The 24128-nt window shown below is 67.4% G+C and carries 23 protein-coding genes and 2 pseudogenes; 8 read left to right on the top strand and 17 right to left on the bottom strand.

All coding sequences use genetic code 11. The features are described 5' to 3' along the window. Nucleotides 1–95 precede the first annotated feature (95 nt). Nucleotides 96–1103 (bottom strand): annotated as a pseudogene (locus QJR12_RS13435) (trypsin-like peptidase domain-containing protein); the annotation flags it as partial. 385 nt (nt 1104–1488) lie between these two features. On the opposite strand from QJR12_RS13435, the gene QJR12_RS13430 reads away from it, so the two are divergent. The 3 genes from QJR12_RS13430 to QJR12_RS13420 all read left to right on the top strand — a co-directional run bounded on the left by QJR12_RS13430 (nt 1489) and on the right by QJR12_RS13420 (nt 5113). Continuing rightward, nucleotides 1489–1917 (top strand): Hsp20/alpha crystallin family protein, encoded by a 429-nt coding sequence (locus QJR12_RS13430; RefSeq protein ID WP_300583450.1) that lies wholly within the window; start codon nt 1489–1491, stop codon nt 1915–1917. Nucleotides 1918–2063: 146 nt separating this feature from the next. Then, nucleotides 2064–4109 carry an erythromycin esterase family protein gene (locus QJR12_RS13425; RefSeq protein ID WP_300583084.1) on the top strand — a complete coding sequence of 682 codons (2046 nt, stop codon included), beginning with the start codon at nt 2064–2066 and terminating at the stop codon, nt 4107–4109. A 35-nt stretch (nt 4110–4144) separates the two neighbouring features. After that, complete coding sequence (locus tag QJR12_RS13420) at nt 4145–5113, top strand: 1-phosphofructokinase family hexose kinase (protein ID WP_300583081.1); 969 nt, start codon at nt 4145–4147, stop codon at nt 5111–5113. A 79-nt stretch (nt 5114–5192) separates the two neighbouring features. Here the strand turns inward: QJR12_RS13420 and QJR12_RS13415 are convergent, their stop codons facing one another. From QJR12_RS13415 to QJR12_RS13395, 5 genes and pseudogenes are all read right to left on the bottom strand, one after another. Next, nucleotides 5193–5861 (bottom strand): transglutaminase family protein, encoded by a 669-nt coding sequence (locus tag QJR12_RS13415; RefSeq protein WP_300583079.1) that lies wholly within the window; start codon nt 5859–5861, stop codon nt 5193–5195. Nucleotides 5862–6034: 173 nt separating this feature from the next. Further along, a complete protein-coding gene (locus QJR12_RS13410; protein ID WP_300583076.1) occupies nt 6035–7144 on the bottom strand; it encodes an NDMA-dependent alcohol dehydrogenase in 1110 nt (369 codons plus the stop codon). Then, entirely contained in the window at nt 7141–7500 is a 360-nt protein-coding gene (locus QJR12_RS13405) for an AMP-binding protein (protein WP_300583074.1), read from the bottom strand. The genes QJR12_RS13410 and QJR12_RS13405 overlap by 4 nt, the downstream gene beginning before the upstream one ends. Nucleotides 7501–7542: 42 nt before the next feature. Then, nucleotides 7543–7888, bottom strand: a pseudogene (locus QJR12_RS13400) (sterol carrier protein). A gap of 182 nt (nt 7889–8070) precedes the next feature. Continuing rightward, nucleotides 8071–9372 (bottom strand): HAMP domain-containing sensor histidine kinase, encoded by a 1302-nt coding sequence (locus tag QJR12_RS13395; RefSeq protein ID WP_300583071.1) that lies wholly within the window; start codon nt 9370–9372, stop codon nt 8071–8073. 32 nt (nt 9373–9404) lie between these two features. On the opposite strand from QJR12_RS13395, the gene QJR12_RS13390 reads away from it, so the two are divergent. Further along, nucleotides 9405–10079 carry a response regulator transcription factor gene (locus tag QJR12_RS13390; RefSeq protein WP_300583068.1) on the top strand — a complete coding sequence of 225 codons (675 nt, stop codon included), beginning with the start codon at nt 9405–9407 and terminating at the stop codon, nt 10077–10079. A 38-nt stretch (nt 10080–10117) separates the two neighbouring features. Here QJR12_RS13390 and QJR12_RS13385 read toward each other — a convergent pair whose 3' ends face one another. The 9 genes from QJR12_RS13385 to QJR12_RS13345 form a co-directional block, all read right to left on the bottom strand. Further along, nucleotides 10118–10525 carry a sterol carrier protein gene (locus tag QJR12_RS13385; RefSeq protein WP_300583065.1) on the bottom strand — a complete coding sequence of 136 codons (408 nt, stop codon included), beginning with the start codon at nt 10523–10525 and terminating at the stop codon, nt 10118–10120. A 55-nt stretch (nt 10526–10580) separates the two neighbouring features. Then, nucleotides 10581–10868, bottom strand: a complete 288-nt coding sequence (locus QJR12_RS13380) for a 4Fe-4S binding protein (protein WP_300583062.1) — start codon at nt 10866–10868, stop codon at nt 10581–10583. 42 nt (nt 10869–10910) lie between these two features. Further along, the gene (locus tag QJR12_RS13375; RefSeq protein ID WP_300583059.1) at nt 10911–11354 is read right to left on the bottom strand and encodes a hypothetical protein; all 444 of its coding nucleotides are present in this window, start codon (nt 11352–11354) and stop codon (nt 10911–10913) included. Further along, nucleotides 11351–12535 (bottom strand): ferritin-like domain-containing protein, encoded by a 1185-nt coding sequence (locus QJR12_RS13370; RefSeq protein WP_300583057.1) that lies wholly within the window; start codon nt 12533–12535, stop codon nt 11351–11353. The genes QJR12_RS13375 and QJR12_RS13370 overlap by 4 nt, the downstream gene beginning before the upstream one ends. 121 nt (nt 12536–12656) lie before the next feature. After that, complete coding sequence (locus tag QJR12_RS13365) at nt 12657–13127, bottom strand: hydrogenase maturation protease (protein WP_300583447.1); 471 nt, start codon at nt 13125–13127, stop codon at nt 12657–12659. Between the two features lie 5 nt (nt 13128–13132). Beyond that, entirely contained in the window at nt 13133–14434 is a 1302-nt protein-coding gene (locus QJR12_RS13360) for a Ni/Fe hydrogenase subunit alpha (RefSeq protein ID WP_300583054.1), read from the bottom strand. Beyond that, nucleotides 14431–15189, bottom strand: a complete 759-nt coding sequence (locus QJR12_RS13355; RefSeq protein ID WP_300583052.1) for an oxidoreductase — start codon at nt 15187–15189, stop codon at nt 14431–14433. Before QJR12_RS13355 ends, QJR12_RS13360 begins: the two co-directional genes overlap by 4 nt. Then, nucleotides 15190–16005: an FAD/NAD(P)-binding protein gene (locus QJR12_RS13350; protein ID WP_300583445.1), complete on the bottom strand. Its 816-nt coding sequence runs from the start codon at nt 16003–16005 to the stop codon at nt 15190–15192. A 34-nt stretch (nt 16006–16039) separates the two neighbouring features. Further along, nucleotides 16040–17197 carry a 4Fe-4S dicluster domain-containing protein gene (locus QJR12_RS13345; RefSeq protein ID WP_300583050.1) on the bottom strand — a complete coding sequence of 386 codons (1158 nt, stop codon included), beginning with the start codon at nt 17195–17197 and terminating at the stop codon, nt 16040–16042. 286 nt (nt 17198–17483) lie between these two features. Here QJR12_RS13345 and QJR12_RS13340 point away from each other — a divergent pair, with 286 nt between their 5' ends. The 3 genes from QJR12_RS13340 to QJR12_RS13330 all read left to right on the top strand — a co-directional run bounded on the left by QJR12_RS13340 (nt 17484) and on the right by QJR12_RS13330 (nt 20843). Further along, complete coding sequence (locus QJR12_RS13340; protein ID WP_300583047.1) at nt 17484–18326, top strand: universal stress protein; 843 nt, start codon at nt 17484–17486, stop codon at nt 18324–18326. Between the two features lie 84 nt (nt 18327–18410). Beyond that, on the top strand, nt 18411–19058 hold the full coding sequence (locus QJR12_RS13335) for a response regulator transcription factor (RefSeq protein ID WP_300583044.1): 648 nt from the start codon (nt 18411–18413) through the stop codon (nt 19056–19058). Between the two features lie 108 nt (nt 19059–19166). After that, nucleotides 19167–20843 carry a GAF domain-containing sensor histidine kinase gene (locus QJR12_RS13330; protein WP_300583443.1) on the top strand — a complete coding sequence of 559 codons (1677 nt, stop codon included), beginning with the start codon at nt 19167–19169 and terminating at the stop codon, nt 20841–20843. 65 nt (nt 20844–20908) lie between these two features. Here QJR12_RS13330 and QJR12_RS13325 read toward each other — a convergent pair whose 3' ends face one another. Continuing rightward, the gene (locus QJR12_RS13325; protein WP_300583042.1) at nt 20909–21802 is read right to left on the bottom strand and encodes a universal stress protein; all 894 of its coding nucleotides are present in this window, start codon (nt 21800–21802) and stop codon (nt 20909–20911) included. 325 nt (nt 21803–22127) lie between these two features. Between QJR12_RS13325 and QJR12_RS13320 the strand changes: the two genes are divergently transcribed. Then, complete coding sequence (locus QJR12_RS13320; RefSeq protein ID WP_300583039.1) at nt 22128–23165, top strand: NAD(P)H nitroreductase; 1038 nt, start codon at nt 22128–22130, stop codon at nt 23163–23165. Here QJR12_RS13320 and QJR12_RS13315 read toward each other — a convergent pair. Further along, on the bottom strand, nt 23106–23927 hold the full coding sequence (locus QJR12_RS13315) for a universal stress protein (protein ID WP_300583036.1): 822 nt from the start codon (nt 23925–23927) through the stop codon (nt 23106–23108). The genes QJR12_RS13320 and QJR12_RS13315 overlap by 60 nt on opposite strands. Between the last annotated feature and the right edge of the window lie 201 nt (nt 23928–24128).

The raw sequence follows: 24128 nt of genomic DNA, 5'->3' as shown, positions 1-24128 counted from the left end.
CCGACCAAGCCGGGTGTGGCGTCGCCGGCGGGTCGGTCCGACGCCAGAACGACCCGGGTGGTGCGGGTGGCCCCCGCCGGGTCGAGGTAGGTGATCGACACGGCGTTGCCGGGCGCCTTGGACAGGATCGCCGCAACCAGGGCCTCGGAGCTCGTGATCACCCGGCCGTCCATCCTGGTGACCACCATGCCCGGACCCAGTCCGGCCGCCTCGGCCGGGCTGCCATTTTGCGCCGCGATGATCACGGCGCCGCGGGTGTCGTTGTTGGTGTCGTTGTTGGTGGCTAACCGTACACCCAGATAGGCATGTGTGGCCGTACCGGTCGCGATCAACTGGTCCGCGATGCGCCTGGCCTGATCCACCGGGATGGCGAAACCGAGCCCGATCGAACCGCCTGGCCCGAAAAGGGGGTTCCCGCCGGTCACGATAACCGAGTTGACGCCGATGAGGTTGCCGCTGGCGTCGATCAACGCCCCGCCCACGCTGCCGGGGTTCATCGCGGCATCGGTTTGAATGGCGTCGAGCACGGTCAGGTGGCCACTGGCGTCGGTGAGTGTGGGTACCGGGCGGTGCAGCGCGCTGATGACCCCGGTGGTGACGGTGCTCTCCAGACCCAGTGGGGAGCCGACCGCGACCACGCTCTCACCCACCCGAAGCGTGGCCGAGTGACCAAAGGTGATCGGGGTGAGCCCGGAAATGCCGTCCGCGCGCACCACCGCCACGTCGGTGGCCAGGTCCGTGCCCACCACATGAAACGGCGCGGTGCGACCGTCGGCGAAAGTGGCGACGGTCTTCGGGGGGGTGGTGGCTCTGGGCGCGCCGCCGAGAGCGGACACGACTTGACTGCTGGTCAGGATCAGCCCCTCGGGGGTCAATACGATGCCCGAGCCCGTTTCGGACAGCGGACCCGCTGTCGCCTCCAGCTTGGCGACGCTGGGCACCGCCTTGGCGGCAGCGCTTTCCAGGGAGGGATGTGACGGATCGCCGGTGGGCGCACCGGCCGACGCCCCGCCGGTAGCGCCGGTAGCGTGTTTACCGCCGAAGGGATCGGTGACCAGGACGGCGGTCGCCCCGATAATCCCGCAAATCACCGCCACGGCCATCGCACCGACGAACAGTTGTACCTCGCGAATAATGCTCTGCCGCTTCGTGTCCCCCGTGGTGATGTAGGGATCACCCGGCACGACGGCCTGGCTATCGGCCGGCGTTTCGGACGCTTGCACAGGTGGTCGGTGTGCGGAACCGTAGGTCATGGGCGATCCTTGCTGAAATACCTGAGATCGACTTCCATCGTGGATGCGCCGGGATGGGGGCAGTAGGGACCGAAGTCCCGTGTCTGTGGGGCATTGGTCCGCGGGGTCCGCCGGGGTTCGTGGGGGAGAGGTTGCGCCGACGAACGGCCCTTCAATCCAGGGACTTCGGTCCCTACCGCGCGGCTTCCTCGGCTGGTCGGATCGAGTTGTCCTTTCACCCGAGACCCAAGGAGGCATCATGACGACCCTTCCCGTCCGGCGTCGGCGCCGTGGACTTTTTCCGGAGCTGTCCGAATGGTTTGCCGGTTTCCCGCCGTTAGCGGAAATCCACCCGTTTTTTGAGACCCGGATGATGCGGCTGGAAGACGAAATGAAGGACGGCTGCTATGAAGTCCGCGCCGAGCTTCCCGGCATCGATCCCGCCAAGGACGTCGACATCACGGTGCACGACGGCCTGCTGACGATCAAAGCGGAGCGCAGCGAAAAAAAGGAATTCAAGGGACGGTCCGAGTTCGCCTACGGGTCGTTCGAACGCACGGTGTCGCTGCCGGCGGGCGCCAACGAAGACGACATCAAGGCCAGCTACGAGAAGGGCATTTTGACGGTGACGGTGCCGGTCGCCGAGGCCAAGCCGGCCGAAAAGCACATCACGATCAAGTCTTGACACGATCGTGCGGTCCCGGAGCGTAGGCTCCGGGACCGCACGCGCCCATCCAGGGCAGCGGAGTCGATGAAAGGGTCGATGGGTACAGAGAAAGCCATGAGGCGGTTAGACATCCGACTCCGGGGGCGACCGGTGGTGGTCGGTTCATGAATCGGGCTCCCGACGTGGATAAGCGTGCGCCGCGGCGGGTGTTTCGTGACCGCCGTGAGGCGGGCCGGGTTCTCGCCGCTCTCCTGGATGCTTACCGCGACCGCGACGACGTCGTGGTGCTTGGGTTGGCGCGTGGCGGGATACCGGTCGCCTGGGAGGTCGCCGCGAGGCTGCGTGCGCCGCTGGATGCCTTCGTGGTGCGCAAACTCGGTGCGCCCGGCCATGAGGAGTTTGCGCTTGGCGCCTTGGCCAAAGACGGCCGGGTCGTGATCAACGACGATGTGGTGCGGGGGCTGCGGATCTCCCCGCAGCAATTGCGTGACATCGCTGAACGTGAAGGACGGGAGTTGGCGCGGCGCGAGGCCGCGTATCGCGGCGGGCGCCCGCCCATCGACGTCGCCGGAAAGACCGTCATCCTGGTCGATGACGGATTGGCCACCGGGGCGAGCATGTTCGCCGCGGTGCAGGCATTGCGTGCGGCCGAGCCGGCGCAGATCGTGGTCGCCGTGCCGGCCGCTCCGGAATCGACCTGCCGGGAATTCGCCGGCATTGTCGATGATGTTGTCTGTGCCACCATGCCGACGCCGTTTTTGGCTGTGGGCGACTCGTTTTGGGACTTCCGGCAGGTTAGCGACCAGGAAGTCAGGGAATTGCTCGCCACACCCACCATGGCCGGCCCGCCGCCCGCCACGCGGCCCGGGGTCAGCGCGGCCGAGGTGATCCGACGCGCGGCCGTCGAGGCCCCGGGGGGTGTCCCGCCCCCGGGCGTTTTGGAAAAGCTGATCGGCGATGCCCGGATTGTGTTGATCGGCGAAAGCTCCCACGGCACCCACGAGTTCTACGAGGCTCGCGCCGGCATCACGAAATGGCTCATCGAGGGGAAGGGTTTTTGCGCCGTCGCCGCGGAAGCCGACTGGCCCGATGCGTACCGGGTGAACCGGTATGTTCGTGGGCTCGGCGTCGACGACACCGCCGAGAAGGCGCTGCGCGGCTTTGAGCGGTTTCCCGCCTGGATGTGGCGTAACGTCGTGGTTCGCGATTTCACCGAGTGGCTGCACGGGCACAACCGCCGGTGCCGGTCGCAGGGCCGGCGGGAAGCCGGATTTTACGGGCTGGATCTCTATAGCCTGCACCGGTCGATTCACGAGGTGATCGCCTATCTCGACACGGTCGATCCCCTCGCGGCGGCCCGGGCGCGGCAGCGCTACTCGTGCTTCGACCATGTCTTCGCCGACGACGGGCAGGCCTATGGGTTTGCGGCGGCGTTCGGCGCCGGGCCGTCCTGCGAGCGGCAAGCCATCGAGCAGCTGGTCGAGTTGCAGCGCAACGCGCTGGCGTACGCGCGCCGGGACGGGTTGCTTGCCGAGGATGAGGCGTTCTATGCGCAGCAAAACGCCCAAACGGTGCGCAACGCGGAGGTGTACTACCGGTCGATGTTCAGCGGGCGGGTGACGTCGTGGAACCTGCGCGACACCCACATGGCCCAAACCCTGCGGGCGCTGCTGGCGCATCTGGACCACCATCGGCAGGGGGAGCCGGCGCGCATCGTCGTCTGGGCGCACAACTCTCACGTGGGCGATGCCCGGGCAACCGAGATGGGTGTCGACGGTCAGCTCACCCTGGGACAGCTCGTCCGCGAACGCTATGGTGAGCAATCGTGTCTCATCGGCCTCACCACCTACGCCGGCACGGTTACCGCTGCCAGCGAATGGGGAGGCATCGCCGAGCGCAAAACCGTGCGACCGGCGCTGAATGGAAGCGTGGAAGAACTCTTCCATGAGGTGGGCGAGCGCTCCTTCTTGGTGTCGCCGATGATCAGCCCGGATGCCGCCGAACCATTGGGTGCGGTTCGGCTCGGCCGCGCCATCGGGGTGATCTATTTGCCGGCGACCGAGCGCCAGAGCCACTACTTTCACACCCGGCCCGCCGACCAGTTCGACGCGCTGATTCATATCGACCACACCCGCGCGCTGGAACCGCTCGAGGTGAGCAGTCAGTGGATCGCCGGAGAGACGCCCGAAACCTACCCGACCGGCTTGTAGACACGAGGCAGCATGCCAAGGGAGTGCAAGTGCACATGAAAGCAGCGGCTTTGGCGCCGACGAGCGGTTCGCGGATCGTGACATTGACGATGAATCCCGCGCTGGATATCACCACGACGGCCGAACGCGTGTGTCCCACCGAGAAGATCCGTTGTCACGGCGAACGTTATGACGCCGGTGGCGGCGGGATCAACGTGGCACGGGTCGCCCAGGTGCTGGGCGCGTCGGTGTCTGCGGTCTTTCCGGCCGGCGGACCGACCGGTGAGGTTGTCGCCGATCTGGTTGTCAGGGCCGGGGTGCGGTTTCATCGCGTCAAAATCGCCGGCGCCACCCGGGAATGCTTCACCGTCAACGAATCCAGCAGCTCCCGGCAGTACCGGTTTGTCCTGCCCGGTCCCCGGTTGAGTGCCGCGGAACAGGCTCAATGCCTCGAGGAGCTGTACTCTGCGGCACGATCGGCTCAGTTCGTGGTGGCCAGCGGGAGCCTACCGCCTGGTGTTCCCGCCGGCTTTTACCAGCGCGTCGCCGACATGTGCGCGAAGTTGGGAGCATTGCTGGTTCTCGACACGTCGGGAGGCGGGCTGCGACACATCAACTCCGGTGTGTTCCTGTTGAAAGCCAGTGTGCGGGAACTGCGTGAATGCCTCGGACGTGACCTGGCCACCGAATCCGAGCAGGTTGCCGCGGCACAGCAGCTTATCCGCCGCGGCCGCGCGCAAGCCGTCGTGGTGTCGCTGGGCTCACGGGGCGCGCTGCTGGCGACACCGCGTGGCAACCAAAGGTTTTCCGCACTGCCGATGCGTTCCGGCAGTGGTGTCGGCGCCGGCGACGCGATGGTGGCCGCGATCACCGTCGGCCTCAGCCGGGGATGGCCGCTGGAAAAGGCGGTGCGTTTCGGCATCGCGGCCGGTGCGGCAATGCTGATGACACCCGGAACGGCTGCCTGCAACCGGGCCGATGTGGATCGTCTTTTCGAGCTGGTGCCCGAGCCCACGGCGCTGTGAACGGTCCTCGGCCATGACCCGTCGGGACAAACCGCGCTGCCAAGGTCAATCCGGGTCTCCGGCAGTCTATTTCGGCAGTCTATTTCGTGAACGTGTCGCGCTCGGGCGGGAGGGTGTGTAGGAGCGGGCCGTAACGGTCCCGGAACTCGCTGATTATCTCGGCGAAGGGAAGATCGTGATACCAGCCGCGGTCGTGAAGGTATTCCATGTGCCGGTGCCCCTCGGCGTCGTAGGGATGCAGAAGCGCGTCGTGTTCGCCGTCGAAATCGATTGGCGGGACACCGAATCGGGCGCATAGTTCGGCATTGAACGCCGGTGTTGCCTTGACCCACCGGTTGTTGACGAACAGTTCGCTGTAGCCGTGGTAGGCGAACACGTCGGTTCCGCCCATCCGGGCGCGCAGCGTGTCGGTTTGCAGATGGTTGCGCACGTCAGCGAACCCCAGCCGGGCGGGTATACCCGCGGCACGAGCGGCCGCGGTGAGCAGCACCGCCTTGGGGATACAGTAGGCGCGGCTGACGCTGGCGACGTAGCTGGCGCGGTAGTGATCGGGATCGTCGTCGACACTGTAGGGGTCATACCAAATCTTGTCGCGGACCGCGAGGAAAAGGCGCCGGGCTCTGATCACCGGATCGCGGCTCTCACCGATCGCGATTTGGGTGAAGCGCTGGACGTCGTCGTGGTGCCAGTCCAAGAACTCCGTGGACGCCAGGAAAGCCGAATCGGGTTCGGTCGATGTGGCAGTCACAGCGGCCCTTTCGTCATCACTGCGGTGGTGCTCGGCGGGGTGTCACCGATCGCGCAGCTTAGTCCACGGCGCGGACCCGGTGGTCGCTGGCCGGAAAGCCCCGCAATCAGATCGGTGTGGGCAAGATTGCTGCACGGCCGTCACACCCGGTGGAGCGGTAGCTTACCGGCGGCTCAACAGAACCGGATGAGTCCCCGAATGTTGCGGCCCGACCTCATGTCGTCGTATCCCTCGTTGATCTGTTCGAGGCTGTATTCGCGGGTGATCAATTCGTCGAGTTTGAGTTGCCCGGCGTTGTAGAGTTCGACCAGTCGCGGGATGTCGTGAGCGGCGTTAGACGACCCGTACAATGCGCCGCGGATCTGCTTTTCGTACAACGTCAGTTCCAGCAGCGATCCCGACATCGAAATGTCGTCGGGGTGCCCGATCGCAGTCACCACCACTCGGCCACGTTTTCCGACCAATGACAGCGCGTCGCCGACATAGGACGCTTCGGCCACATCGGTGGTCAACACGCACACGTCGGCGAGTTTGCCTCGGGTCAGATCGCTGACCAGCGCCCACGCCTCATCGAGGGTGGCTGCGGTGTGCGTCGCGCCGAAGCGCACGGCTTGCTCGCGTTTGAACGCGACCGGGTCGAGCGCCACGATCGTCAACGCGCCGGCGATGCGGGCGCCCTGAATCACGTTCATGCCCACACCGCCTGCACCCAGCACGACCACGGTGTCCCCGGCGCGCACCTCCCCGGTGCGCACCGCCGACCCGTACCCCGTCGTCACACCGCACCCGATCAGCGCTGCCTTGTCCAGCGGAGTACCGCTGTCGATCTTGACCAGTGAGGCTTTGGGCACCACGGTGTACTCAGAAAACGTTCCCAACAAACACATCTGGCCGATGTCCTCGCCGCGGGCGTGGAACCGGTAGGTGCCGTCGATCTGAGGTCCCATCATGACCGCCGCACCCATCTCGCACAGGTTGCCCATGCCGCGCGCACAGTATGAGCAGCGTCCACAGGCGGGCAGGAACGTCAAAACAACCGAATCGCCCTCTGCGACATCCTCGACGCCGGGACCGACCGCGGCCACCGTGCCGGCACCTTCGTGTCCGCCCACCACCGGCAGCGGGATCGGCAGGTCGCCGGTGACCAGGTGTTCATCGGAATGACACAACCCGGTCGCGGCCAGCCGGACCAGCACCTCATCAGGGCCAGGCGGATCCAGCTCAACCTCCTCGACCTCCCACTTCTGGCCCAGGTCCCACAGAATCGCTGCGCGTGTCTTCACCGTTTCACTCCCCACACTTGAATGCTTCTGGTTGATGACCGAGAAATGATCAACCGAGGGTCTTGATGACGAACGCGCCGTCCGCGTGCTTGCACCGAGGCCATCGTCGGCAGCGCCGCCGCCAGCACGCCCAGCAACGTGTCGTCGACGATGACCACCCGCTCATCACCGCGCACACCGACCTCACGCAACGCGTTGGCCAGCCGGGCCGCCCGAACCGCCAACTCGCGGTAGGTCACCCGCGACATGTCGCGGGGACCGCGCTCGGTGAACACCTCTCGCTCACCATGCACCGTCGCCGCATGCTCGACGATGCCGGCGACACCCAACTGCACGTCCTGCATCGTCGACTTCACCGCGACACCACCCCGCTCAGCACACCAGCCGAGCACTTCGGCTCACACATCGATGAGGTCCTGATGTTGTGCAGCCTCCAGCATCAGCCAGTACTCCGGGAACAAGTTCTTGGCCTGCGGTATCAGCTTGATCAGCTTGGCCACCGGACCTTTGGCCCGCACCGTGCCCTTGGCCATCGCCATTGGGCACCGCCGTACTCGACGCTCCGGTCTCGACGACCTTATTGGGCATGTCCACCGTCACCACCGCATCCGGATCGGTGTAATGAACCCGCAACACCACCCCCGAACCCGCGAGTTTGTCGGCCGACCCGTCCGTTTCCACGCCACGCCGGAAAATGCCGCCGAGGTAGGTGTAAACCTCGTCCTCATCGGTGAAAACGGCCATCCCGGCCTCCGTTCTGTGCACCAGGTGACATGCTGACGTGTGCTGGCGGCCGCGTCGCCGCGGCATGTCATGTGGTGTGCGCCACCACGGTTCCCCAGCCATGGTCGCGATCACGGCAACGGCACGCCAGTCGCGCGCGGGCCAATCGGTGGTCTTCGCGGGCCAAGCGCCGCCCGGCCGGATCACGCGATGGGGGCGTGAACGGTCGCCACCAGCCCGCCACCCTCGCGCGCGCTGAACTCGACCCGGCCACCGATCGCCTCGAGGATTTGCTGCACGATCCACAGGCCCAGTCCGGCGGTGCCGCGCCGATCGCCGACGCTGATATATTTGGCCGTCAACTCGCCAAGGCTTTGAGTCGGTATGCCAGGACCGCGGTCGGCTATCTCGATGACGACCTCATCGCCGGTGCGCGTGCACATCACATCGACGGGGGCGCCACGGCTGTGCCGGGACGCGTTCTCCAGCAGATTGGTCAGCACGCGCCGCAGCCCCTGGGCGTTGACCGCTACCGCGCCCAGGTCACCGCTCACCGTCAACCGCAGCTGCGGCGTCTCCAGGCCGACGGCGTCGGCGGCAGCGGTGATCAGGCCGGCGATATCGACGCGCCGGACCCGGCCCGCCGAGAAGGTGGGCTGACGGCTCAGGGCGACATCGGACAAGGCGTCGAGCATGTCGGCGAGATGCTGAACGTGGCGACCGGCCAGCCGCAGGCTGGCGGCGCGGTCCGACTCCGACATCGGCCGTGCCGAGGTGAGCGCGTCCGTCAGCGCCTCCAAGGAGGCGATCGGAGTGCGGAATTCGTGCACCAGCACCTGTAGCCCGTCTTGCTGCGACTGGTAGGACCGCAACAACCGGCTTCGCAGGTCGCGTTCCTCCTCGGCGGCGGCGTGTTCGGCCTCGGCCTCCACCAATGCCCGGATGCTGGATTGGTGCTCGCGTTCGGCCAGGGATGACAGCCCCGCCGTGATAAGCGCTGTGAACAGCAAATACAGCGCCCACCAGCTACTCTGGGGCACCGGTGGGAGCGCGGCACTCGCGGCCGTGGAGGCCGGCAGCGCGACGGCGACATACCCGGCGCCCAGCAGCACCCCCAACACCAGCGTCTCGGAGAACGACAGCCGGGCCGCGGAGGCGATGACCACCAGCACCAGCACCGACACCGCCGGGCTGTGCACTCCGCCGGTCAGCGCGATGAACACCAGCGTGAACACCGAATCGAATCCGGTGACCAGCCAACGGTAACGGGTGCGGCGCACCTCCAGCTGCGGATGGACGAACACAACGGCCGCGTAGATCATCGCCGCCGCCAACAGGATCACCGGTATCAGGATTGGGACGCGCACGTGCACCACCGCCGGCTCGACGGCCAGCAGCACCGCGGTCGAGAGCACCACGGCGACCCGCACGGCGACGACGGTGCGGGCCAGCCCGTAGCCGCCGTATTCCGCCGTCGCCCAACGGTGCTGCTCGAGCGGTCTCACCGGGCCGGCATTACCGGGGTAGCGTCACAGTAATGACCGGCAAGCCGTACGTCGTCGTGATCGTCGATGACCACGAGCTTTTCGCGCAAGGCCTGGCTTTGCTGCTGACCCGCCAATGGGGCGAGCTGTTCACGGTGGGAGGGCAGACCATCTACGTTGAGGAGGCGGCCGATCTGGTGGCCCGCTGCGGCGCCGACGTCGCGATCATCGACCTGTCGATGCCCCCGCTCGGCGGGATAGCCGCCATCCGCCATATCAAGGCGCGCCGTCCCAACACCCGGGTCCTGGCGCTGTCGGGAACCGGCAACCTCGAGCTGGCCGAGGAGGCGCTGCGAGCCGGCGCCGAGGGGTTCCTGCCCAAGACGGCGCGGCCCGAAGCGCTGGCCGGTCCGCTGTGGACCGTCGCCGAAGGCGTGCGGGTCATCGACGGGGCGCTGCTCGACGCGCTGCTGGCGAAGTCCCGCGAACCACGGTCGGCGTTGCTGGACCGTCTCACCACGCAGGAGCTTCAGCTGTGGAAATTGATCGCCACGGGAATGGAAACCAGCGATATCGCGGGGCGGATGATCGTGTCGGAGCGCACCGCCAAGCGGATGGTGGCCGCGCTGCTGCACAAGCTCGGTGTCGCCAACCGCACCGCCGCAGCGGCGATGGCCGGGCGGCTGCGGCTGCTCGACGATCTCGCCGACGCCGACTGGCCGCATTGATAATATTGATAATTCCGTGCGGCGGCGCACCGGGGCGGTCAAACGGCCAGCAAGTCGGTGCGCCCGTCGGCCCGCAGCAACTCCTGGTAACGGGGGAAAAGCTTCTTGGCGACCGGCAGAAGCTTCAGGATCTTCGACACCGGGCCTTTGGCGCGGACCTGCCCCTTGGCCAGCGAAACAGCGAGGTTGAGTTTGCCTTGCCAGAACCGGTTCGCCATGTCACAGGTCATGAACATCGTCACGGTGGGCTCAACGTCACAGCTCCCGGTGAACACCTTCCGGTTGGGCATGTCTGCCGTGATCTGGATGTCCGGGTCCGAGCAGTTGAGTTGCAGCACAACACCCGATGTTACGAGTTGGCTGGCGATCGAATCGTCTGCCGCTGCCTCCTCGAAGATCCCGGCGATGTACTTCGTTGCCTCGTCGCTATCTTTAAAAACTCCCATGGTAATGTCTTTCAGCTCCTGGATCTTTCGTGGATATGTCGATCTTTGGGCGTGCTCAGCTGTTTTTGCGGGCCGCCCAGTCGTACAGTTTCGCGATCTTCGTATAGCCGTTGTCCGGCACAAACTCTGCTTCCACACGGCCGTCGTGAATGCAGTCGACCGGGCACAGCGGCACGCATTTCCCGCAGTCGATGCACTGTTCGGGGTCGATCACGAAACGGCCCAGGAAGTCGTCGGGTTTCTTCGATATGGCATCCACGCGACCCGGACAGGAATGCTCACACGCTCCGCATCCGATGCAGGTGTCATCGATATAGAAATGGCCACGCCTGGTCCGGCTCATACGTGTTCCTCTTCCCTAATAGGCGATTGCCTGACGGGCGATTCACAGCCGAGCAGAGTTGTTGATGAAATGCTGCAAACTCTGGTTGTAGCGGAAAAACATGTCCCTGCCCAACGGATCGGATGACCAGACCCGTATCGGTGTCGACGCGATGCTGAGCGCGTTGAGGGTGTGGTCGAGATCCGGCCGCCCGCCGCCGGTGCGGATATTGTCGACCATTCCCAGCCACGAGTCCCGGTCGGTCTCCATGACAAAGTCCATCGACTCCAGTTCGTCCTGGCTGATCTCCTTGATCTCGCTGACGTCGAAGCCATCGAACGTGATCTGGACGATCAACGCCGATCCGTCGGGACCGCCGTCGATGATGTCGATGGCGAGCCGGCAGTCGATCTCGCCGAGCTTACGGAATTCGGTGAGGTCTGCTTTGTTGATCTCCGCCAGCCTGGTGAGCCATTCGACGGTGGGCAGGCCGGTGCTGGTGCTCACGCCGTCCATGGCATCTCCAACGGGATCGTCACCTTCTCCCGGCGGTCGAAGCCGGCCCGTTCGCAGCGCTGCAAGTATTCTTCGACAATCGTCCCCCATAAAAACGACACCCCCTCCATGCCCTCGTCGATCTTGTCGACTCCACCGCCCATCAGAACGGCTAGTGGCTCAAGCAGTCCGGGGCTGCTCAATGCGGTGAGGATGATCTGCTCGCCAAGATCCGCGAAGCGGTGCATGTCCGAAAGCGCCTTGTCCCGGTCGGTGGAGCTGTCGAGGAAGTTCTTCAGCTCCAGGGTGCCGTAGGAGACATGACGCGCCTCGTCTTGCATGCAACGGCGGAAGATCTCCTTGTCGACATGGGTCTTGGACAGGTATTCGCCGGCCCGGAACATGGTGAGCACAAGCCCTTCGCCCAGGACGTTGAGCAGGAAGGTGCCCTGGGTGTGGGTCGGCGACTCCAGGATGGCCTTCAGCGCCCATTCCAGGGCCGGGCTGGCGTGCAGCAAGCCGCCACCGCCTGCCAGCGCGCGCTTGCGGAACACCTCCATGTGGCGGGCCTCGTCCATCATCTGGGTCACGAGGAAGTTCTTGACCTCGAAGAAGTCCGGTGAGGTGCGGTAAATCCAGCGCGACGGGAAGTCGCCGGCGACGAATTCGACCTCGGTGAGGGAGGTGGCGAGCTGGCAGGCCGCCTTCTCCAGATCCTCGCTGACCGGCTCGAGCTCGTTCCAGGGGATATCGCTGGTGGAGTTCCACTGGCGCGCTTTGGCTTCTTCGTAGAGGGTCATCACGTTTTCCGCCCACGCATCCTTTTTGTCGAGGATGTCGTAGGCGTCGATGGTGGGCATCTGGGCGGCATACGGGTCGCGCACCGAGCCTCGCGGGGCGAAGTTGCGCGCGGCATCATGTTCGGGCAACGTGCCGTAGGCCGGGGGGCGGTTGATGTCGATGTAGGTCAATCCCCGTGAACTCGGCCTCGCCCGCACCCCCCAGTTCGCCTGATCGGTGTTCATCCAGTACAGCGAAAACGAGCCGCGTTGAAGCCGATCGAGGTTCTCCTGCAATAGCTCAGCCCAGATGGTGTTATCCTCACGGAACTTCTTCTCGTAAGCCGCCAAAGCCTCGTCGTCGAGCGGTGTTTCAGTCGGCAGCGGTTGCATCCGGGTCAGTATTTCGGTCATGTGTGGTGATCCTTCGTACTTGAGACGCTGTAATCCGGTGGTATCCCGAGGGTATGGCGCCGCTCACAGCGCTCGGGAGGGCCATCTGGGTCAGTTCTGACCCGAATGGGCCAACGGGGTGTTAAGCGCCAGGGCCGCGGTCGTGGCGTGGCGGGCCGATGCACGCGATTTCGGCGACAGTGGCGGCAACCACTTCGGGCACCGCGGCCGCCACCTGCGGGGTCAGTCCGAGGCCGTGGCCGGTGTCGGCGGCCTCGACGGTGAACAGCACCAGCTGCCGCGGCGCCCGGCCCAGCGCCCGGCCCAATGCGTAAGCCCCGGTGACGTCGAGGCCGTGCGTGCTCACCGGGACAGCCGGGGTCATGTCGCCATCCGTTTGGCGACGGATCCGCCCGGGCGCCGGAGGGGAAGCCACCGCGGCGTCGATCACCACGGCCAGCGTCGCGCCGGACCACGCATCCAGCAAAGCGAACGGATCCTCGATCCCGGTCACGACGCGCACACCCGGCAGCGGGCGTTCGCTGATAGCGGCGACCACCACCGGTCCGACACCGTCATCGCGGCGATACCGGTTACCGAGGCCGATAACCACGGTGCTCAACGCCGGTCCACGGTGAGCTTCAGGAAATGCGCCGAGCAGGAGATGCAGGGGTCATAGTTGCGGATCACCCGCTCGCACAATGTGGTCAGCTCGCTGTCGGCCAGCGAAAGGTTCTCCGAGACCACCCGCGCCAAATCGGCTTCGATGGCCGCCTGGTTCTGCGAGGTGGGCGGGACGATGGTCGCGGCGCCGATCAACCCGTGCTCGTCGATCTGGTACCGGTGATACAGCAGCCCCCGCGGCGCCTCACTGACACCGTGGCCGACCCCCGCGCGGGCCGGCACGTCGACGAACGGGCGCGCCGGGCGCTCATACTCCCCGATGATCCGCAGCGCTTCCTCGATCGCGTACACCACCTCGACCGCGCGAACCACGATGCTGGCAAACGGGTTTCGGCATTGCGCTGCCAGGCCGGCGGCGGTGGCGGCTTGCCGGGCAACCGGTGAGAGCGCCGCAAAGTTCAGCGAATAGCGGGCCAGCGGACCGGTGAGGTAGCGCCCGCCGTCGAGGGTGGCGTGCAGCGCAGTGGAGTAGGGCACCTGCGACTCGACGACATGATCGCCGAATTGTGCTGCGGCAAACGGTTCTCCGGAGCTGCGGGCAATCTGGCCGTTCTCGATCGGGTAGCTGCCGGGCCGGCTCAGCGCCACCAGTGCGTGCTCGAGTTCCAGCTCGGGGAAATCGAATCCGGCCACCCACGCGACCGTGGCCAGCGCGTCGTCGAGCGCGCGGCGCAGCTGTTCGGCCAGCGGGGCCAACTCGGCGCGGCTGGGCACCGAGTAAAACCCCCCGAGGCGCACGTTGACCGGGTGGATCGCGCGCCCACCGATGAACTCCATCAGCCGGTTACCCGCCTTTTTCAGCCGCAGCCCCCGCTCCACCGCCTCGCGCTGGTCGCGTGCCAGGCTGATCGCGTCGGGATAGCCGAGGAAGTCCGGCGCGTGCAGCAGGTAGATGTGCAGCGCGTGACTGTGGATCCACTCGCCGCAGTACAGCAGTCGCCGCAGCCGCACCAACGAGTCGTCGATCGTGACGCCGCAGGCGTCCTCGATCGCGTTGCAGGCGCTGACCTGGTAGGCCACCGGGCAGATGCCGCAGACCCGCGCGGTGAGGTCCGGCGGCTCGGTGTATGACCTGCCGCGCAAAAACGCCTCAAAAAACCGCGGTGGCTCATAGATGTTCAACTCGACGCTGTCCAGTTCGCCGCCGCGCAGCCGGACGTGCACGGCGCCCTCGCCTTCGACCCGGGTCAGCGCGCCGACGCTGAGCGTGCGGGTCGGCGAGTCCGGCGGGGTCATTGCCGGCCTCGCTCGGCGGCGAAGGCGGCGACGTTGAACGTCGAGAACACCCGCTCGACGTCCTCACCGGACATTCCGTCGCGGCGCAGCAGCGGGATCAGCGTTGCGGTTTGCGGCGCCGCGGACGGGCCGAAACAGCCGTAGCAGCCGCGGCGATGCCGGGGGCACAACGCTCCGCAGCCGGCGTGGGTGACCGGGCCGAGGCACGGGGTGCCGTCGGCGACGATGACACACGTCACGCCGCGCAGTTTGCACTCGGTGCACACCGTTTTAGCCGGCAGCCGGGGTTTGCGTCCCGCCAGCAGCGCCGCCAGGGTGTCCAGCAGCTGCCCACGGTCGATCGGACAGCCCTGAAGCTGGTAGTCGACACTGACGTGCGCCGACGCCGGCGTGGAGGTTGCCAGCGTGTCGAGGTATTCCGGCTGGGCGTAGACCACCGACGCGAATTCGGCGACGTCGGCGAAGTTGCGCAGCGCCTGGACACCACCGGCGGTGGCGCACGCCCCGATGGTGACCAGCACCCGCGACTGTTCGCGGATTTCGTGGATCCGCCGCGCGTCGGTCTCGGTGGTGATCGATCCCTCCACCAGCGACACGTCGTAGGGTCCGCCGATGATCGTGCTGGAGGCCTCCAGGAAGGTCGCGATCTGCACCCGCGCGGCCAGGGTGAGCAACTCATCCTCACAGTCCAGCAAGGTCAGCTGGCAGCCGTCGCAGGAGGCGAACTTCCACACCGCCAAGGTGGGTGTGCTCATCTACAGCTCCTTTACCGCAAGCAGCGGGCGGGCGACGTCGTAGCCGACCACCGGACCGTCCCGACACAGCAGCAGCGGGCCGAGCTGGCAGTGGCCGCACCAGCCGATCCCGCACTGCATGTTGCGTTCCAGGGAGACCCGGATGTCTCGGGCCGCCACGCCCTTGTGCAGCAGCGCCTCGGCGGCGAACCGCAGCATCGGCTCCGGGCCGCACAGAAACGCCGTGGTGCGATCGGGGTTCAGCGCCAGCCGGTGCAGCGGTTCGGTGACAAAGCCGATCTCGCCGGTCCAGCCCTGCACCGGGACGTCGACGGTAAGGTGCACCTCGATACGGGGGTCGGCCGCCCACCGATCGAGCTCGCCGGCGAACACGAAGTCCGCCCGGGAGCGGGCCCCGGCGATCAGCACCATCCGGCCGTAGTTCTCCCGGTGGGCCAGCGCCCCCAGCACCGCCGGACGCAGCGGGCAGAGCCCCACCCCGCCGGCGACCATGACCACGTCCCGGCCGGCGGCCTCCGCCAGCCCCCAGGCGGTGCCGAACGGCCCGCGCACACCGACCACGGTGCCCACCGGCGCGTCGTGCAGGGCGCGGCTGACCGCGCCCACCGCGCGGACGGTGTGGGTGAGCGTGCCGTCGGCGGCGCCGGGATCCCCGCTGATGGAGATCGCCACTTCGCCGACACCGAACGCGTAGAGCATCATGAACTCGCCCGGCTGCGGCGCCCGGACCGGGTTTTGCAGCGGTTCCAGGCACAACGTCGCGGTATCGCGGTTCTCCTGCACGCGGCTGCGGACCCGGTAGGGAACCGGTGTCATGGGGGAGTGGGTCGACGGCGGCAGCGCGCGCGGGTCATCCATCGGCGCCGTCCGCGTCGGCCAGCTTGTTCATTTCCGCGGTGATGTCGATACCGGTGGGGCACCAGGCGATGCAGCGCCCGCAGCCCACGCAGCCCGACATCCCGAACTGGTCGTGCCAGCTACCCAGCTTGTGGGTCAGCCAATGCCGGTAGCGGGACGCGCCGGACCGGCGGACACTGCCGCCGTGGATGTAGGTGAAGTCGAACTCAAAGCAGGACGCCCAGTGCTGCCAGCGTTCGGCGTGCTCACCGGTCAGATCGGTGACGTCTTCGGTGCTGGTGCAAAAACACGTCGGGCACACCATGGTGCAGTTCCCGCAGGTCAGGCAGCGCCCGGCCACCTCCTCCCACTGCGGCGACTCGCGGGAGCGGATCAGCAGCCCGCGGTGGTCGCCCCGCGGCATCTGCCGGCCCATCCGGTGCGACGCCGCGTCGACTTCCGCTCGCGCGCGGCCGATCTCCTCGACGGCGGCGGCGCGATGCGGCACCGCGGCAAGCACCGCGGCGCCTTCCCGGGAGCCCACGTCGACCAGGTAGCGCCGGCCGTCGCCAAGGTGTTCCGTCAAAGCCAGGTCGTAGCCGGGTCCGGCGGCGGGCCCGGTGCCCATCGACGCGCAGAAGCACAGTCCGCCCGGCTCGGTGCAGTTGACCGCGACGACGAAGAGCCGGCGGCGCCGGTCGGCGAACGACCCGTCCGGGTAGGGCCCTTGGCCTAGCACCCGATCCAGGGTCGCGATCGCCGCCAGGTCGCAGCCGTGCACCCCGATGAAGGCGTAGCGCGGGGCTTCCCCCGGGGAGTCGTCGCGGACTTCCCCGTCGCGGTCCGCGGACCACAGCCGCCGCCGCGGTGGGTGCAGAAACTGCTTCCAGGACTGCGGACCCGCCGAGTGGGCGAACACCGCGTCGTCGTCGCGGCGCAGCAACCGATAATGCCCGGGCCCGACGTCAACACCCCAGCCGCGGGGCAGATCTTCGGCCGACTCGATCTCGGCGAGCACGATGGCGTTGTCGCGCACCGTCGGGCCGACCACCCGATAACCCCGTTCGATCAGCGCCCCGACGAGGCGGCCCAGGCCGGCGGCGTCGAGGATCGCCGCCGGGTGCGCAACCGTTCCGGACGGCGCTTCCCCGGACTCGCCGCGTGCACTCATCCCCGACTTCCCTGACTTCCTTGGCTCTCGCCGGTTGCGGCCGCTGCAGCCGACGCCATCGACGAGCATCCTCTTTTAGCCCGCGCATCCACCAGGGTCGAAAGACCCTGGGATCGTCGCCGCCCCGACGGCGCAGCCCGCGCCCGCCGATCGGCGGGCACCAGATCGGGACCAACGGCGGGCCCACCGAGGACCAACGACCCTGAAGACGCCCCCGCCGGATCGGTAGGGTGTGCACGCCTGGCCATGCACACCGCGCAGGCGAAGGTGACACCCGGAGTCCACGATGAACGATTCGCCCGCCCGCCCGGCCGTCGTCGTCGGCGTCGACGGGTCGAAAGCGGCCCTGCGGGCCGCGTTGTGGGCCGTTGACGAGGCCGTTGATCGCGGGCTCCCGCTCCGCCTGCTGTGCGCCGTCGACGAGGCGGCTGCCGCCGCCGTGACCCGGCGCAGGGCGCACGCCGAACGCGCCGTGCGCGAGGTGTCCGCCGCCGTCGAGGCCGGCGGCAAGCCGGTGACGATCGAGGCCGACATCACCGCCGGGCCCACGGTCGGCGTGCTGGTCCGAGCCTCCCGCTCGGCGGTGCTGCTCTGCGTGGGGGCCGTCGGGTTCGGTCACTTCGACACCGGCCGGGTGGGCTCGACCGCCGCCGCCCTGGCGGTGTCGGCGCACTGCCCGATCGCGATTGTTCGCGGGGACACCCGGGCGTTTGAGCCGCGCGGGCGCTGGATTGCCGTCGAAGCCGAGGAGGCCCCCGACACCGAGGCCGTGTTGGCGGCCGCGGTGAGCGAAGCGCGGCTGCGCCACGCTCCGCTGCGGGCGATCGGCTGCTGGCAGGCGCCGCCGGCCGACCAGGAGGCGGTCATCGAGGGCGACGGGCGGATCCGGGCGCGACTGACCCGCACCCTGGCCCTGTGGCGGCGACGCCACCCCGACCTGCGGGTCGAGGCGATCGTGGTGCATGGCACCATCCTCGACTACCTGGCGAAAAACGCCGCGGGCGTGCAGGTGCTGGTGGTGGGCGCCCACGACCCGCAACACGTGGCGGAGATTGTCGGGCCGGCAGGCAACGCCGCGTTGGGTGACTCCGACTGCGTGGTGTTGGTCGTCAATCGCCGGCACCTGTGACGCAGGGGGCGTGCGGCAGGGGAGCATGATAGGGGCGTACCCGCCGGCTGCGGGTGGTTAACGGCATCGTGCGGAGGACTTGCCATGGTGAGGGTTTTTCTGGTCGACGATCACGAGGTGGTCCGCCGTGGGATTGTCGACCTGCTGGAATCGGATCCGCAGCTGGAGGTGGTCGGTGAAGCCGGATCGGTCTCCGAGGCGATGGCGCGGATACCCGCGGCCCGGCCCGACGTCGCGGTGCTCGACGTCCGGCTGCCCGACGGCAGCGGAATCGAATTGTGCCGGGATTTGCTGTCAGACATACCCGACCTGCGCTGCCTGATGTTGACCTCGTTCACCTCCGATGAGGCGATGCTCGACGCGATCCTGGCCGGGGCCAGCGGCTATGTGGTCAAAGACATCAAGGGCATGGAGCTGGCGCAGGCGATCAAGGACGTCGGCGCCGGCAAATCGCTGCTGGACAACAGGGCGGCGGCGGCGCTGATGGCCAGGCTGCGCGGTGCCGCCGAACGCACCGATCCGTTGCTGGGGCTGACCGACCAGGAGCGCACCCTGCTCGGCCTGCTCAGCGAGGGGCTGACCAACAAGCAGATCGCGGCGCGGATGTTCCTGGCGGAAAAGACGGTCAAAAACTACGTGTCGCGGTTGCTGGCCAAGCTCGGCATGGAACGCCGGACCCAGGCGGCGGTCTTCGCATCCAGGCTGAACACGGCGCACCGGGCGGACGGTTAGGAAGTTAGGCAGTTAGACAGCTCTACAATTCGGGGCGCCGAGCCACTGAGATGGTGCGATCATGGTCGGGTGGCGAGCGTGGCTGATCCCGGCGGTGAGGCGCACGCCATGCGGGAGACGCTGTCGCAGCTGCGGCTGCGCGAGCTGCTGATCGAAGTTCAAGACCGAATCGAGCAGCTCATCGAGGAGCGCGATCGGCTCGACGGGTTTATCGAGGCCATGCTGGTGATCGCCTCGGGCCTGGAGCTGGGTGCCACGCTGCGCGCCGTCGTGCGCAACGCCATGAAGCTCGTCGACGCCCAGTACGGCGCGCTGGGGGTGCGGGAGGAGGACGGGCACAAGCTGGTCGAGTTCGTCTACGAGGGGATTGACGAGAAGACTCGCCAGCTCATCGGCCAGCTGCCCGAAGGCCGCGGGGTGCTCGGGCTGCTGATCGATGACGCTAAACCCATCCGGTTGGACGACATCACGGCGCACCCGGCGGCGGTGGGGTTTCCGCCGCACCACCCGCCGATGCGGGCTTTCCTCGGCGTTCCGGTGCGGATCCGGGACACGGTGTTCGGCAACCTGTATTTGACGAAGGCGGCCGGCGGGCAGCCGTTCAGCCGAGACGACGAGGTGCTCGTCGAGGCCCTGGCCGCCGCCGCCGGGATCGCGATCGACAATGCGCGCCTCTACGAGCAATCCCGGGCCCAGCAATCCTGGATCGAGGCGACCCGTGATATCGCAACCCGGCTGCTGTCCGGCACCGACCCGGCGGCCGTGTTCCGCCTCATCGCCGACGCCGCGCTGAAACTGTCTGGCGCTCAAGCAACCTTCGTCGCGGTGCCGGCCGATGACGAGGCGGCGCCCGCCGACGTCGATGAACTGGTAGTGGTTGAAACGGCCGGCGAGCCGGGTGCGCTGACCCAGATCGGGTCGATACCGGTCGGCGCAACGCCGGTGGGGCAGGCTTTCCGGGACCGCACACCGCGGCGGGTCGACACCCTGGAGATCGGCGCCGGGGAACCGTGGCCGTGTCCCGCCCTGGTGGTGCCTCTTCGCGCCCGAGACCGGGTCGCCGGTGTGTTGGGTGCGCTGCGCCACTGCGGCGCAAAGCCATTCGGCCCCGACGACGAGGAGATGATGGCCGATTTCGCCGACCGGGCGGCGTTGGCCTGGCAGCTGGCCACCACCCAGCGCCTGGCGCGCGAACGTGATGTGCTCGCCGACCGCGATCGGATCGCCCGAGACCTGCATGATCACGTCATCCAACGGTTGTTCGCCGTCGGTCTGGGGCTGCAGGGAACCATCCCGCGGGCGCGCTCACCCGAAGTGCGGCAACGGCTGTCGGAGTACGTCGACGACTTGCAAGCCGTCATCCAGGAAATCCGGACGACGATCTTCGACCTGCACGGACCGGTTTCGGGGATGACCCGGCTGCGCCAGCGGCTCGATGAGGCCATCGCCCAATTCTCGGACGGGGCGCTGCGCATCACGACGCAGTTCGTCGGGCCGCTCTCGGTGGTCGACGCCACTTTGGCCGATCACGCCGAAGCCGTGGTGCGCGAAGCGGTGAGCAACGCCGTGCGACACTCCCATGCGACCACGCTCACCGTCACCGTCAAAGTCGATGACGAGTTGACCATCGAAGTGGCCGACGATGGCCGGGGGATTCCGGAGAACATCACCGGCAGCGGCTTGGCCAACCTGTTGCAGCGCGCCCAACAGGTGGGCGGCAGCTTCACGATCGAGAGTCCGCCAACCGGAGGCACCGTGGTGCGATGGTCGGCGCCGTTGCCCTAAACCTGCCCTAAACCCGCCCTAAACGGAGTTTCCCCAGCCGGATTGCGCGCCCGCCTAGCGACGGCCTAGGTGTGCGAGTCACGTGCCACGATCACCGGCATCCGCGCGAACTGGGCCACCGTTTCGCTGACCGAACCCACCAGCATCCCGGCGAAGCCGCCCCGGCCGCGGCTGCCGACCACGACCAGCTGGGCTTCCTCGGAACGGTCGACGAGCTGGCGGGCCGGCTGATCGCGCACCACGACCCGGCGCACCGGGACATCCGGGTAGCGTTCCCGCCAACCGGCCAGGCGCTCCGCGAGCACCTCTTCGGCCATCGGCTGTGTTGCCGGCCAGTCGATGCCAGGCCATTCGGTGACATCGGTGTCGCTCCATGCGTGCAGGGCGATCAGCCCCACGTTCCGGCGCGAGGCCTCATCGAACGCGATCGCGGTGGCCAGCTCGGATGCCGACGAGCCGTCAATTCCGACCAATACCGGCGCTTGAGCGGGGTAGGCCATCAACGGATCCTCATCGTGGATGATCCCGACCGGGCAGGCCGCGTGGCGGATCAGCGCGGAGCTGACCGAACCCAACAGCCGGCCCGGCCATCTGGTGCTGCCGCGACATCCCGTCACCACCATCTCGGCGTCTTTGGACAGGTCGAGCAATGCGGGTACGGCGGGGGACGACAACAGTTCGGTACGAACGCCGGCCGGTCCTCCTGACCGGCAAGCCTCGGCAACAACCTTGACCGCGTCGTCGAGCAAGCGGCGCCCATGGTCTTGCTGCCACTGCGCCAATCCGGGGGGCAACGGGACATCCAGCCAGGCCGCCAAGTTCGCAGAAACCGCGTGCACCAGCGTCAGCGGACGATGTCGCAATTCGGCGTCGCGTGCCGCCCAATACACCGCCACCTTGGCCGCCGGCGAGTCGTCGACTCCGACGACGATGCCCACATCCGCGTTTTCCGACGGCATCTTTGCTCCCGTGTTCTCGCGTTTTTATCCCGTTGTTGTTTATCCCGTTTTGCTTAGATCGATTGCGTTGGCGGGGTAATTCGGTTGCAACTTCCCGAGCGTATCGCAGCCAAAGGCGCCGGATCAGGGGCGTTCGTCACTGCCCGGGCGGCCATTGGGCCCCATCCCACGGTCTATCCAACGATGGCCAATGATGGCCCGCGGGAGTCAAGAAGTCCTCATCAAGTGAGGTCTTTCTGCTCTAGGGGTCGCGCAGCGGCCGCAGGATCCTGGATCAAGAGTGAGTTCAAGAGTGTTTGTCGGACTACAGAAAGCGGTCACGCTAATGAGCGCCCCGTTTCCGGACCGGGAAACGGTCACGGAGGCCTTATCGCTGGCGATCCGGGCACCTTCGGTGCATAACACCCAGCCATGGCGGTGGCGGGTGGACCAAGCAAGCCTGCACCTCTACGCCGATCCGGGCCGGCGGTTACCTCGCACCGATCCCGACTGCCGGGATCTGATGCTGAGTTGCGGTATCGCCCTGCACCATTGCGTGGTCGCGTTGGCGGCGCTGGGCTGGCAGGCCAAGATCCATCGGCTACCCAATCCCGATGAGCCGGAATACCTTGCCGCCGTGGAGGTCTACCGCCATCCCGCCAATGAGCTGGACATCACGCTGGCGGCAGCGATCCCGCGGCGACGCACCGACCGGCGCCGTTACAGCTCCTGGCCCGTGCCCGCCAACTACATCGCCCTGATGGGGGCGCGCGCGGCGCGCGCCGGTGTGATGCTACGCCAAATCGAATCATTGCCACGGTTGCAAAGCATTGTGGCGCAGGCTGTTTGGCAGCACGCGAGGGATTACGACTATCTGACGGAGCTGACCGCCTGGAGTGGGCGGTACGCGTCCCTGGCGGGGGTGCCGGCCCGCAACACGCCGGCACCCGACCCGGCCGCGCCGCTACCGCCGCGGCTGTTCGCCGGTCCCACGCTGGCACAGCCATCGGGTACCGACCCCGCCGACGACAATGCGGTGGTGTTGGCGCTGGGCACCAAAGACGACACCGCGCTGGCGCGGCTGCGCGCCGGCGAGGCCACCAGCCTGGTGCTGCTGAGCGCGACCGCGCTCGGCTTGGCGACTTGCCCGGTCACCGAACCCCTGCAGATCCCGGACACACGCGAGGCCGTGCGGGCCGAGGTCTTCGGGACGAGCGGGTTCCCCCAAATGCTGCTGCGTGTGGGTTGGGCGCCCGTCAACGCCGCCCCGTTGCCGGCGACTCCGCGGCGCCCGCTGGCGGACGTGGTCGACTGGGTCGTCCGGTCAGGAACGGACGACGAGCACCGAGCACTCCGGGCGTCCGAGGATGGCCTGGCCGATTAGCTCGGCGACCCGATCCGCCTCGGAACTGCCGATCACGGCAAGCTGGATTCGCTCTTCGTTGCCGGCCAGGAACTCGGTGATCCCGGTGCGAGCACCAACGGGGTAAACGTGCACCCCCGGATAGCGCCGGCTCCAGGCCTGCACCCGGCTGTTCAGCTCGTCGGGCGCCCCGTCACCCGGCGGCGCGCCGATGGCCAGCACCGGCGCATGACGCCGCTGGGCTTCCTCCATCGCGTGGGCGATGACGTCGTCGACGTCGGGGGAACCCTGGTCGGAGAGGGCCGGGACCGAGACCACGATCCAGCCGCCATCCGAGTCTTGCTGCCGGTTTTCGCGGATGATGGCGACCGGACACCGGGCCGACTCCGCCAGCGCGGCGGCGGTGGAACCCAGCGGACCGCGGGCGAACCGCCCGATGCCCACCGAGCCGACGCACACCATGTCGGCGTGGCGGGATTCGGCGACGAGCACGGCCACCGGACTGCCGCGCTCAAGCACGGTCTCAACCGTGACGGGGTGCCCCAGCGCCGCCACCGCGGCAGCCGCACTGCGCAGCGCTGCTTCCCCGTATTCGAGTTCCAGGTGCTTGCCCTGCGCAGCCGAAACCGTATCCGATTCGGCCCGGTCGGGGAGCACATGGATCAGCCGCAGCGGGACGCCCCGGCTTACGGCTTCATCGACGGCCCACGCTGCTGCGGCCAGAGCCGCTTGTGAGCCGTCGATCCCGACGACCACCGACCTGCGGGTATGTGCGTTGCTCATCTGTGTGCGGTTCCTCGGCTCACGGGTCTGCGACAGCGTTGCGACGGTGTCCACGCTATGCCGCTGCGGCCGGCGGCCGATACCGCGCCCGTGGAATTCCACGTGTCGAGGGGTTGGCACGAGTTAAATAGCGGGGACTGGTTTACGTTAAATAGCCGGGAATAGTAGCGGGGCACTGGGCCCCACGTCGGCGAAGGGACA

Origin of the sequence: Mycobacterium sp. (assembly GCF_029961025.1) — a bacterium.
Taxonomy (GTDB): Bacteria; Actinomycetota; Actinomycetes; order Mycobacteriales; family Mycobacteriaceae; genus Mycobacterium.
This window is presented reverse-complemented; position numbering and strand designations above follow the sequence as displayed.